This window comes from Paenibacillus paludis, assembly GCF_042610515.1.
Lineage (GTDB): Bacteria > Bacillota > Bacilli > Paenibacillales > Paenibacillaceae > Paenibacillus_AQ.
The window spans coordinates 247,871-260,239 of record NZ_JBGJZP010000003.1 but is presented as its reverse complement, the minus strand read 5'-3'; the positions used below and the strand labels follow the sequence as shown (position 1 = coordinate 260,239).

The following is a 12,369-nucleotide window of genomic DNA, read 5'->3' as shown; positions in this document are numbered from 1 at the left end:
AAAGGGGGTCCGCACACATGATTGATCCGCAGCAGACGAGTGAGGTTTATCATTCCTTTTTCGCGGTGTCCCGCCAGCTCAAGAAGCTTGCACACCAAAGTGCAGCAAAGCTGGGGCTGACGGTGCATCAGATCGGCATCCTGAACTCTATTCAAGACAATCCGGGCCAATCACAGAAGGAAGTTACTGAACGGCTGGTTTTTGCCAAGAGCCGGGTAAGCACTCACATTGATGCTCTGGCAGAGAAAAATTTGGTCACCCGGGTCATTTCCGAACAGGACCGCAGAGAAACCAAACTATATATTACTCCTGCCGGAGAAGAGCTGTGCAAGCGGTACAACGGGGAGGCTTTTTCCTATAAAGTACTGGGATCGGCACTGGAGCAGTTTTCCGGGGAAGAGATTGACACCCTCCTGCGGATGAACAGACAGCTGCTCGACAAGCTGGCGCAGGCACAGGAGCAAGAGACTTAACAACAAAATTCCACACAAAGCTGGTGATGTGTAATGTCAAGAGGTTTTGGTGCAGCAGGATTTGGTGGCGGACCTGGGCATGGCAAGCTAAAATTTGATGATGATGAGCTGCATCCGAAGATTTCCAAGCAGCTTCTGCTGCGGATTTCCAAGTATTTTCTTCCCTACTGGAAGCAAACGCTGCTGGTTATGATCGTATTATGTGTTTCTGCAGTTCTGGGGCTTTTGCCGCCCATCCTGATCCAGCATATTATCGACCAGGCGCTGCCGGACAAAAATCTGCATCTGCTGTTGTTGCTGGTCCTGGCTTCATTAGGCGCAACCGTTGTCTCGGGACTGCTGGGAGTGCTGCAAAATTATTTGAATTCTTTTATATCGCAAAATATCGTCCATGATATGAAAAACCAGATGTACAGTCATCTCCAGCGGATGCCGCTGCAATTCTACTCCAGTGTCAAACAGGGGGAAGTCATCACCCGGATGACTAGCGATATCTCGGGAATTCAAGGTGTGTTCAGCAACACGATTGTTAATTTTGCCAGTAATTTATTTATCCTTGCCACCACTGCGGTGACGCTCTTTATTATGAATTGGAAGCTGGCGCTGCTTGGAATATTTGTTATTCCTCTATTCATACTGCCTACCCGTAAAATGGGCAATTTGAGCTGGAAGCTGGCTAAAAAAACACAAGAGAAATTCTCCGAACAGAATGAAGTCATTGAGGAAACGTTAAGTATCAGCGGCTATTTATTAATGAAGCTGTTCACTAAAGAAGAAACGGAATATTCAAATTTCAAAACGATTAATGCAGAAGCTACACATCTGCAAATCCGCCAATCAATGGCCGGGCGCTGGTTCATGATGGCCCTCTCCACCTTTACCAGCATTGGACCGCTGCTGATCTACTTGTACGGCGGATATCTGTTCATCCAAGGTGAGCTAACTGTCGGTACGATCATCACTTTTGTCGCCTTACTCGGCAGACTGTACGGGCCGGTCTTGCAAATGACAAATTTGTATGTCGATATTAAACGCTCCGCAGCGCTTTTCGAGCGGATCTTTGATTATTTTGACATGGATCCACAGATTGTCGATTCTCCGCTTGCCCTGCACATCAACGCTTCCGGGAAGGACATCGAATTCCGTGACGTAAACTTCGCTTATCAGCAGGATAAACCGGCGCTCCGCCATATTTCCTTCACTGCTGCTGCCGGAACCCTAACCGCCCTCGTCGGGCCCAGCGGTGCCGGCAAAACAACGATCACGAACCTCATCCCGCGCCTCTATGAGCTTGATTCCGGTGCGATCACCATCGGCGGCAAGGATATCCGCGATTTCACACTGGACTCGCTTCGCTCACAGATTGGTCTGGTGACGCAGGATACCTATCTGTTCAACGGAACGATCAAGGAAAATTTGCTGTACGCAAATCCAGAGGCCAGCGAAGCAGAGATCATGGATGCCTGCAGATCCGCTTATATTCATGATTTTATTATGGAATTGCCTGAGGGTTATGATACCGTTGTGGGTAACCGGGGCATCAAACTGTCCGGCGGTGAAAAGCAGCGAATCTCCATTGCCCGGGTGCTGCTCAAAAATCCGCCGATTATCATCATGGATGAGGCCACATCCTCGCTCGATACGGTGTCGGAATACTACATTCAGCAGGCCATGCATGTGCTGCTCCTGAACAAGACCAGCCTTGTCATCGCCCATCGGCTGTCCACGATTATGGCCGCTGATACGATTCTGGTGGTTAAGGCCGGTTCGATCGTCGAAGAAGGCACACATGACTCGTTGCTGAAGAATGACGGGGTCTATAGGGATTTGTATAACAAGCAATTTGAACCAAAGATACTGTCGTGAGGATCCCTGATACAAGTGGAAGCGTATAAATGCTTATATTTTTTAAAAATCCGCACAGCCTGCTGAGAGTAGCGTTCTGATGCGGATTTTTTTGCCTGCATTCAGCTGTTGCTTATCCATTCAACCGGGAAAAAAGCTCCTCCCGCTCCTCCTCGCCCAAATGTCTCCAATGTCCCCGTTCCAGTCCGTGCAGACTAATATTCATAATCCGTATCCGCTCCAGTCTAAGCACTCTGTAGCCCAGCTCTTTGCACATACGGCGAATTTGCAGGTTCAGCCCTTGGGTCAAAATGATTCCGAACTCATATTCACTAACCGCATAGGTCACGCAAGGTTTAGTCACCGTTCCCAGAATCGCGACACCGGAGGACATGTCCTGCAGGAAGGTTTCACTCACCGGTTTATCCACAGTTACCCTGTATTCCTTCTCGTGTCCATTCTCTGAGCGCATCATGGTATTCACGATTTCTCCGTCATTGGTCATCAGGATCAGACCTTCGGAATGTTTGTCCAGACGGCCAACAGCAAAGATCCGTGAGGGATAACCGACAAAATCTATAATATTGCCCTCCACCTGCCGCGCAGCGGTACAAGTGATCCCAACAGGCTTATTGAGTGCCAGATATACAGGTTTCTCCTTGCTGGGGGTTACGGTCTGTCCATCAATCGCTACAACATCCCCCGGCTCTACGGTGGCACCCGGTTCACATACCTCTCCATTGACAGAAATCCGCCCGGCGGTGATCATCCGGTTCGTTTCTCTGCGCGAGTAAAGACCCGTTTCGCTGATATACTTATTAATTCTCATGCTGATCCCGCTTCCGTCCCGAAAATGAAAAACATCTGATTTCAGCGTACAAAATCAGATGCTTCAGTTTACATAATCTATGAGCACTACGCTCTGTTATTTGCTGCGACCGGATGGAGTTCCCCCGCTGCTCTTGGCAGCAGCATTTCCTTTGCTTCCTTGGCTACCGGGAGCTACGCCTTTCGGTTTCACCGGCTTTGCCGTTTTGTTCCAGCGCGTCCAGCCCTTGCTGCCTGTTCCTCTGCCTGTGCCGCCGCCTTTGCTTTTTGCCACAATATCACTCCGTCAGTATTCAGTTTTCGCCTTGCATTTCTCTATCTTACCATTACTATAGGCAATGTGTCAGGAAAATACACAAACAACCCGCCGGTACGGTCCGGCGGGTTGTTATTCAGCGGATGAAATTCAGTAGTTCAGGTGATTTATTTCGGCTGAATATAACCTTCAGCCTTCAGCAGCTCGGCAATCAGCACGGCTCCTCCGGCAGCGCCTCTCACAGTGTTGTGAGACAGGCCGACGAACTTATAGTCGTATAGCGAATCCTCGCGGAGTCTGCCGGCAGAAATGCCCATGCCGTTCTCGATATCTCTGTCGAGCTGAGTCTGAGGACGGTTTTCTTCTTCGAAGTAGGTGATGAATTGTTTTGGTGCGCTTGGCAGTTCCAGTTCCTGCGGACGTCCTTTGTAGCTGTTCCAGCGTTCAAGAATTTCTTCCTTGGACGGCTTCTGCTCAAAGGAGGCGAATACTGCAGCCATATGGCCGTCAGCGACAGGCACACGGATACATTGTGAAGTGATCACCGGCTGTTCGCTCTTGACAATCCCTCCGTCCGTAACCGTTCCCCAGATCCGCAGCGGCTCCTGCTCGCTCTTCTCTTCTTCGCCGCCGATGAACGGAATCACGTTATCCACCATCTCCGGCCAATCAACAAACGTTTTGCCGGCGCCGGAAATTGCCTGATAAGTTGTCACGACAACCTTAGAAGGCTTGAACTCGTTCAGTGCATGCAGCATCCCCACGTAGCTCTGGATCGAACAGTTCGGTTTCACAGCGATGAACCCAGTTTCCGTACCCAGACGTATGCGCTGCTGTGCAATGACCTCAAGATGCTCCGGGTTGATTTCCGGTACCACCATTGGAACATCCGGAGTCCAGCGGTGCGCAGAGTTGTTGGAGATTACCGGCGTGCCGGTACGCGCATAAGCTTCTTCCAGCGCCTTGATCTCTTCCTTCTTCATATCCACGGCGCAGAAGATCAAATCCACATCCGCAGCCACTTCCTCTACCTTGGAAGCATCCTGTACCATGATGCTCTTCACTGCTTCAGGCATAGGTGTAGACAGCTTCCATCTGCCTTTGACTGATTGTTCATACGTTTTGCCTGCCGAATTGGCACTGGCGGCAATAGCTGTCACCTGAAACCAGGGATGATTCTCAAGGAGTGCAATAAACCGTTGACCCACCATACCGGTACCGCCGACGATACCCGCTCTTAACTTACTTGACATAAGAAATTCATTTCCTTTCAAGCAGCTCCTATTGATAGGTGCTTTTTAATAACCGATTATAAATGATATACGCAGCTTACACAATATGTGAACGAAAAGTAAGTATTTCCTTTAATAAATATAGCCCAATTCATTCAGGAATTTCACGATCTCCTGAAGAGTCCGCTGGTACGGAATATTATTATAATAAAAAATCCATAACCTAGGTAGATTGAACTTGAAACTTGAGGAAAGGGAGCGACGGAGGGGAAGTTTGGAACTGTAGGAGCGATAGCGACCGCCTTTGTCTTCGGATTTCAACCGCGAGCAGCGGTGGTCATAATCAAGAAATCCGAAGACAACAGCGGCCGGAAGTCCAAACATTACCCGCAGTCGCGACTGAACCTTTACTCTAAACTTTTCAGTTCAATCTATCTAGCCCTTCAAACCGAACCAGACGCGAATCATTGCCGGCTTTTCTCATGGCATCTACGAATTCCTCCACGGATGCATAAGGAATATTCTCGTCCTGTGTCCCATGAAAGAAAAGACTTGGAGGCAAAAACCCTCTCACATGATCTTTAGGAGACGCGCCAGCGAGGTCAACCGAAAGTTCCGGAAACATTTCAATGAGTACTGCTGTGTCCACCCCACCGTTGAAGATAATGAGCACATCTGGAACACTACTAACTGACAGATCACCAGACAGATCATCGGGAAGACCAGTAATTGTTTCAATCATCGCCGTGCAAAGAACCAGGTAACCTCCGGCAGAAGCGCCTGCAACGACAATACGGCACGGATCGATCCCGAGAAGAGCAGACTGTGCTCTAACCTGCCTTACCGCTGTTTTGGCATGCTTAATGCCCGTAACAGGTGAGAACAAACCATCAATGTGCCTTGGACGGTATTCCACGCAGATCGAAACAAAACCCAGTGCGGAAAAATAATGTGCTTGATGCTGAAACTGTTCCAGCCTGGCTTTACCCGCTGAGAACCCTGCGCCATGAAAAAACAAAATGGCTGGACGCAGCTCATCACACGCCGGAGGTTCGAACACATACATTTTCAGCTCTCCATACTCCGCACTACTTGTATACACCAGTTCTTTAGTCGGGAATTTGAACAGTTTCATCACCCTCTGGGTACGCTGATATTGACTCATGTTTCAACTAACAGTTGCCCCGCAAACCGTCGTAAGCTTATGAAGCTCCCAGACGTTTGGCCAGCTCGCCCAAATCCTGTCCCTTCAGCGCGCCTTCGACCAGTGCCGGCAGCAAGGCAGGTGTGCAGGCAAAACACGGGGTTCCATCCCGTGACAGCTGCGCCGCCAGACGTTCATCATAGGAAGGTTTCCCTTCATCCGACAGAGCCAGCAGGGTCATCGTCCGGACTCCCGCCTCGCGCAGCTCGCGCATCCGCCGCACCAGTCCGGCCTGATTGCCGTTCTCATACAGATCCGAGACGATGATAAAGAGTGTCTTCTTAGGCTCTTCAATGAACTGCTCACAGTACTTCACCGATTTATGGATATCTGTACCGCCGCCCAGCTGAATGCCGAACAGCATGTCTACGGGATCATTGGCGCATTGTTCGGTAAGATCGACAACCTCTGTATCAAAAGCTACTACACGGGTGTTAAGCGCCGGGATGCTGGCGAAGATCGACCCGATGACCGAAGCCCAGATAATGGAGTCGGCCATGGAACCGCTCTGGTCAATGTCAACAATTACCGTCCACTCTTTGCTGCGGCGCGCCCGGTCAAAATAATAAAACCGCTCAGGGATAATGATCCGTCGTTCCGAGTCATAATGTTTCAGGTTCCGCTGTATTGTCAGCTTCCAGTCCAGCCCGCTGAGCGATGGCAGAGGAGAGTGCTGCCGCTTATTCAAAGCCCCTGTCACTGCCCGGCGGATATCCGTCTCCAGCAGCTTGACCAGTTCGTCGACCAGTGCCTGAACCAGCATTCTTGCTGTGTCTTTGGTCTTTTCCGGGATCTTGCCCTTTAGAGATAAAAGGGTACCAATAAGCTTGATATCCGGCTTCACGGCAGCCAGCAGCTCCGGCTCGAACAGCAGCTGCTTCCAGCCCTTGCGCTCCATCGCATCGCTCTGAATAATCGAAACTACATCTTCCGGGAAAAAATTGCGCACATCCCCGAGCCATTTCGAAAGGTGGACTGCGCTCCGCCCCGTTCCGGCACCTTTGCCCTTGGCGGTGCCGGCATTCCCGGAGCTGCTGCCGGCACCGGTCTCATCATAGATGGCGGCAAGCGCTGCATCCATAATCAATTCCTCTTCTGTCAGCGCAAGCCTGCCGCCTTCACCATAGCCTGACAACGCTTCTTCCGCTTCCTGACCCAGAATCAGCCGCCAGCGGGATACCGTATTCTCCTGCCTGTTCTCCGCCGTCATCTAAAAGTCACCGAAGTCAAAATCATTTAGCTCATCCAGCATTTTGGCCTCTTCCTCCTTCAGCTCCCCGGTGAGAATCTCTGCGGCCTGCTCCACATTCACACCCCACAGCTCGCCCAGCAGCTCGGAAATCATCGTCTTCTCCCGTGGAGAGAAGGTGCTGAATGCCCGGCGCAGAAAGACGAGTGCACGCTTGAATTCATCATCCGCAAGAGCATTGATATAGTTGTTCAGCTGTTCCCACAGGCTCATGCGCGACAGCAGTCCGTACCGGTTACGCATGGAGAGCCCTTCAAACCAGCCGGCTCCAAGATCGGCCGGTATCCCTGGAGATAATCTGCGCGACACTTCCGCTGCGACTTCCTCCGCAGAAATTGCAGCCCGCTCCATCAGAATGGCGCAGGCGAAGCCGGACAGCCGCGGATTGCGGTCATCCCGCTCTGCTAGCTGCTGCAGCTCCTGCAGCCATAAACCTTCATCCAGCGTTTCGCCATGCTCAAGTGAAATCCCGTTCAGCTCATTGATGGCAGTCAGCATACTGCCGGCCGCTTCGTCGTTGCAGCCGCTGGCATCCAGCAGGAACAGGCAGCCGCGCCGGAACAACTCCTCCATCAGCGGTACCAGCGGCGCGGTATCCACCTTGCGGATGTCGCCAAAGCTGATAATCGTCGACAGCTCGCTGGCGGCCGCTGCGATGCCGACTACATCCCGGCTGAGGGCAGCCAGATTCTGCAGTACTCTGCTGGCCTCCTCCATCTGGGCAGTCATGCCGCATTGGCAGGCAATCCGGATGAGTGCCGAAGCTTCGGCGATAGAGCGGCATTCCTGCAGCCGTTCACGCAGCACATAGGCTCCGGCCACTTCCACCGTTTCTCCCAGCAGGGTGGATTCTACAACCTGTATCTCCACCTCCGGCGACCACTGGATCACCCAGTGCTCAGCCCAGGTAGCTCCCTCCTGACCGCTTGGCCGGTTCTTGGCAAATGAAATGCCGAGCAGAGTGAGCCGGTGGAACAGCACAGAACGGTGCAGGTCCAGATAGGCCGCCTCAACGCTTGACACCCTGCGGTTCTCCCTGAGATCAAGGGACAGTTCACTGGCTACCGTCGATTTGTATTTCTCCAGTTTATAACGTTTGAGCAGCCTGTTCAGATCATCCTGAATCGGAGTCTGACTGACCCCTTCGGCAAGGCTGCCAATGGCTGTGCCAACGTCTACTCTGGCCAGAGCATCGGCTACAACCGACAGCTCACCGTGGCCGAGAAGCGTCTGTGCGGCATCGCGCAGATCCCGCAGCGTGGGTGCACTGCCGCCGTGCAGCGACGCCAGCGACTCCGCCAGCCGCACCGCTTCAATAACCTCTGCGGTTGAGCGGTGTGTGCCGGAGCCGCGCACACGACGCGCCACCGAAGACAAGTACAGATGCGGCAGCTCCTCCGGCCGCCCGGCAGCCATGGCTTCCCACATCATTTGGAAATAATGGGGAGCCCCGTTCCCCGCGCCATAGCCGGACATCGTGGACAGCTTGTAATACGAATAAGGCATCAGCGTCAGCTTCGTACTGCGTGAAGGCAGCGCAGCCAGTTCTTCATCACTCATGCTTTCCGAAAGATCGGCCAGAGCCGAAGCATGGTAGGCACCACAGATGACGACGATCTTCTGCGGCTCATGTCCGGCGGCAATCATCATCTTGATCTGCCGCCTCATATAAGACTCACGCAGCGCATTGTAGGCATATTCGGACGGCTGCTCCCGCAGCTCCTTCTCTTCCGCCAGTTCACGCATTTGTGCGGAGAAGGATAGGACCGCTGCACGGTATGCCCCGGCATTCGCATTATGCTCGTAATTACGCTCCCAGTACATGTCATAATCATACTCGCCTGCCAACCGGGCAATCCGGCCGTAGAGCGATTCTTCGTCCTGCATTTCTGCTGCAGAAGGTTCTTCGGCTTCAACGGCAGCGGGCTTAGCTTCTTGCCCGCTGCCCCGCTGCTGTCTCTTCATATCCTGCAAGCCCAGCGTTACAGAAGAAGGCAAATCAATAAATAACGCCTCCGCTCCATTCTCTTTAGCCCACTTCATTCCCTGATATTCCGGAGAATAGACGGCAAAAGGCCAGAGAACGGTACGCACCGGCAGCTCATCGGTAAAGGCTAAAATCGCCACCGGGGGTTTCGTAACTTTATGTGTCAGATGGCGGATTTCATCGGAAGCATCGCTAGGCCCTTCGATCAGCACCGCTGTCGGCTGAAGCTGATCCAGGTATTCCAGCAGATGCTTTGCGCCGCCCGGTGACAGATGCCGCACCCCGAAAATATGCACTCCAGCTTCAGCAGCCTTAATCACTCGTTCATCTCCTTACAAGCCTGGTACAGGCCGCGCCACTCTGCTCCTTTTTTCTTCATCACATTGTCCAGGTATTCCTTCCAGACCAGTTTATCCTTATCATCATCCTTGACAATCGCTCCCTGAAGTCCGGCGGCCAGATCATCGTCAGTCAGCTCGCCGCTGCCGAAGCTTGCCGCCAGCGCCATACTGTTGGTCAGCAGAGAAATGGCTTCTGCCGTAGAGATAACCCCAGCCGGTGACTTCACCTTCTCCTTCTTGTCTAACGTCATGCCGCTGCGCAGCTCCCGGAAGATGGTAACCACCTTCAGGAGCGCCTCATCCGCCGGAACGGAAGCTTGCAGCTCATACGAAGAAGCAATTTCCGCAACCCGCTTCTTCACGATGGCCAGCTCCGTCTCAAGATCGGAAGGCGCCGGCAGCACAATAATATTGAACCGCCGTTTGAGTGCGGCGGACATTTCGTTGACTCCGCGGTCCCGCGTGTTGGCTGTGGCAATAATGGAGAAGCCCTTGCGGGCGCCCGCCTCCTTGCCCAGTTCCGGCACAGAGATCGTCTTCTCCGACAGAATGGAGATCAGCGCATCCTGCACCTCGGAAGCACAGCGGGAGATTTCCTCGAAGCGGGCGATTCCGCCGTCCTCCATGGCGCGCATGATCGGACTCTTGACCAGCGCTTCCGGAGTAGGACCGTTCGCCAGGAGCATCGCGTAATTCCAGGAATAACGCACATGCTCTTCACTGGTTCCGGCGGTCCCTTGCACAACAAGCCCCGAGTTGCCGTAGATCGCCGCCGCCAGATTCTCAGACAGCCAGGATTTGGCTGTTCCCGGCTCACCGATCAGAAGCAGCGCCCGGTCAGTGACCAGGGTGGCAACCGCCATTTCAATCAACCTTGAGTTGCCGATATATTTCGGTGTAATGATCGTTTTCCCGGCTTTGCCGCCAGTTATGAAGGTCAGCACCGCCCGGGGAGACATCTGCCAGCCGGCAGGAATCTTCCCTTTGTCCTCCTTGCGCAGCGCTTCCAGCTCCTCACGATATAATACCTCCGCAGGCAGCCGCATGTAATCCTGAAGCTGCTCTTGTCCCGTTGACATATACTCATCTCCCTCTAATGACTTTACTCTTGGCTCCGCAAATGGTTAAGCAAATACTCAAGCTGCTGTACGCATTCGTATCTGTATACCGGAACAATAGCTTCAATACGGCTGATATAGCTGACCGGAAAACGAAGCATCATTTGGAATACGAAATAGTCAAAGATATAAGGATTATAAAGCCGATCGTTCTCCAGCACAGACATTAGGAGCTCCTGGCGCTCCTCCTCTTGCATATCTGTACGCTCCAGACCAATAAAGATATTCGTGATAAATTCTTGCATTCTGCGTTTCTTCTGCCCCTGGAGCTTCTCCAGGAGGTAGCTGCGGGCACGCCCATGCCCCGGCTGGGCAAAGGCGCATACCAGCTCCAGTGCGTCACGGTCAATGAACCAGTCCAGCCAGCGCGGGTCCCACTCTGCGGCAATTCTCTCCGCAGGCATCATCTCTCTCGAGTATTGGAGCCTGTCTCTGGAAGAACTCCAAGGTGTTTCGTAAGCCACCCGTTCCACATTCATAATCTGCCGCTCCAGCGTTTCCAGAAGCTGCTGGTCACGCTGCGCCGCCTCCTTCGAGACGATTGATTTCAACTTGTTCATCATCGTGCCGCCGAACTGGTTGTACAATTCCTCCGGGTTCAACTGCTGCTGAGCCGCACGGAAAACATTCGGCAGATAGCGCATGTTTTGTTTCGCCAGCCCCTTCAGCAGCTCCAGCGATTCCGTAGAATCCGACTTTTCTGTGTACCAGGCCGCCTGATCGATAAGCGGCAGCCAGCCAAACGAGACAAAACGGGTGTATTCTCCGATCACATAACTGTATGCTTCATCGAGCTTCGGATTCCGCTCCCTATAGAGAGCGGTTAGATAGGGTTCTAATCCATTCCAATATGTTTCCGTCTTTTTCTTGTCCCCGTTGTCCAGAGGAGCTTCACGCAGCTCCTCCATAAATCGAACCGCCAGCTGGTCTGCAATTCGGGCCGAAGGCCACTTGCAGAGCGCCTCCGCCACCAGTGCCCGGTCCTTCTTCAGCGAAAATGCTTCCAGCAGACGTTCCCCCCCTTGCAGGGAACCGCCTGCTGCCAAAGCGGCAAACGCAGCTTCCCGGATGGTCTTCTTCTTGTCCGTCGTCCATTCCAGCAGTGACGGGATATAGGCCTCATGCCCGGCAAGACATCCGATCGCCGCCACCCGGACATCGTCGCTGCCGCTCTCTGCGGCTGCGCAGATCTGCTCGAGCACGCCGGCTCCCCCCACTTTGCCAATCACCTGCAGCTTGCGGACCTCGCCTCTGCCGCCGGCCGGATTAAAGTGCTCCATCAAATATTCGGCGATAGCCGGGCCGTAAGACGGAAGTATCTCTGCCGCCGCAAACTCCGCAAGCTCCGCATAAGGATCTTTCAAAGCGGCAATAGCCAGCGGAAGCAGGCGCATATCCTGAAATACGCCTTCCTTAAAAGCTTCGATTACGATCTCATATCTGCCGCTTCCCGTCGTGGTCAATGCCTGTCTCACAGCGGCCAGCCTGCGGTAAGGCAGCCGGGTCTCCGCCGGGAAATAAAACGCCCGCAAGGGACCCGGAGTTCCGTCGGGTGCCGTAACCCCCTGGGTGTAGAGCACCGATTCCAGCAGCAGCGTCAGCTCCTGCAGCTTTGCAGCGGATACTGGTTCCGCTGTACTGCCGGGCTCTATCAGAGCCGTTATACCCTCACCCAGCCTCTTGAAGACTGGAGAACGCTCACCGAGTTGCTGAAACTGCGGAAGCAGACGCTTCAGCCGGAAATCTCCGGCTGCCAGATCACTTCCGGCGATATAAAGTCTTCTCACCTCTTGGTGAAGCTCTTGCAATAATGCTGTACTCATGGGCTGTCCCCCT

General features: G+C 53.1%; 10 protein-coding genes. 2 read left to right on the top strand and 8 right to left on the bottom strand.

Annotation, left to right across the window (positions count from 1 at the left end):
• The first annotated feature begins 17 nt into the window (after nucleotides 1-17).
• Together ACAN56_RS07750 and ACAN56_RS07745 are read left to right on the top strand one after the other, a co-directional pair.
• Nucleotides 18-473: a MarR family winged helix-turn-helix transcriptional regulator gene (locus tag ACAN56_RS07750; protein WP_038590795.1), complete on the top strand. Its 456-nt coding sequence runs from the start codon at nucleotides 18-20 to the stop codon at nucleotides 471-473.
• Nucleotides 474-506: 33 nt separating this feature from the next.
• The gene (locus ACAN56_RS07745) at nucleotides 507-2,339 is read left to right on the top strand and encodes an ABC transporter ATP-binding protein (protein ID WP_379141746.1); all 1,833 of its coding nucleotides are present in this window, start codon (nucleotides 507-509) and stop codon (nucleotides 2,337-2,339) included.
• Between the two features lie 112 nt (nucleotides 2,340-2,451).
• Here the strand turns inward: ACAN56_RS07745 and ACAN56_RS07740 are convergent, their stop codons facing one another.
• The 8 genes from ACAN56_RS07740 to ACAN56_RS07705 form a co-directional block, all read right to left on the bottom strand.
• A complete protein-coding gene (locus ACAN56_RS07740; RefSeq protein WP_379141744.1) occupies nucleotides 2,452-3,147 on the bottom strand; it encodes a pseudouridine synthase in 696 nt (231 codons plus the stop codon).
• Between the two features lie 96 nt (nucleotides 3,148-3,243).
• Entirely contained in the window at nucleotides 3,244-3,423 is a 180-nt protein-coding gene (locus ACAN56_RS07735; RefSeq protein WP_038590786.1) for a DUF3934 family protein, read from the bottom strand.
• A gap of 146 nt (nucleotides 3,424-3,569) precedes the next feature.
• On the bottom strand, nucleotides 3,570-4,655 hold the full coding sequence (asd, locus tag ACAN56_RS07730; protein WP_379141742.1) for an aspartate-semialdehyde dehydrogenase: 1,086 nt from the start codon (nucleotides 4,653-4,655) through the stop codon (nucleotides 3,570-3,572).
• 400 nt (nucleotides 4,656-5,055) lie between these two features.
• Nucleotides 5,056-5,769, bottom strand: a complete 714-nt coding sequence (locus ACAN56_RS07725) for an alpha/beta hydrolase (RefSeq protein ID WP_379141740.1) — start codon at nucleotides 5,767-5,769, stop codon at nucleotides 5,056-5,058.
• A 67-nt stretch (nucleotides 5,770-5,836) separates the two neighbouring features.
• Nucleotides 5,837-7,048, bottom strand: coding sequence for a VWA domain-containing protein (locus tag ACAN56_RS07720; RefSeq protein WP_038590780.1), 1,212 nt, complete (start codon nucleotides 7,046-7,048; stop codon nucleotides 5,837-5,839).
• The gene (locus ACAN56_RS07715; RefSeq protein ID WP_379142058.1) at nucleotides 7,049-9,391 is read right to left on the bottom strand and encodes a DUF5682 family protein; all 2,343 of its coding nucleotides are present in this window, start codon (nucleotides 9,389-9,391) and stop codon (nucleotides 7,049-7,051) included. It abuts the gene before it with no gap.
• The gene (locus tag ACAN56_RS07710; RefSeq protein WP_076111361.1) at nucleotides 9,391-10,494 is read right to left on the bottom strand and encodes an AAA family ATPase; all 1,104 of its coding nucleotides are present in this window, start codon (nucleotides 10,492-10,494) and stop codon (nucleotides 9,391-9,393) included. Before ACAN56_RS07710 ends, ACAN56_RS07715 begins: the two co-directional genes overlap by 1 nt.
• A 23-nt stretch (nucleotides 10,495-10,517) precedes the next feature.
• The gene (locus ACAN56_RS07705; RefSeq protein WP_379141737.1) at nucleotides 10,518-12,356 is read right to left on the bottom strand and encodes a HEAT repeat domain-containing protein; all 1,839 of its coding nucleotides are present in this window, start codon (nucleotides 12,354-12,356) and stop codon (nucleotides 10,518-10,520) included.
• Between the last annotated feature and the right edge of the window lie 13 nt (nucleotides 12,357-12,369).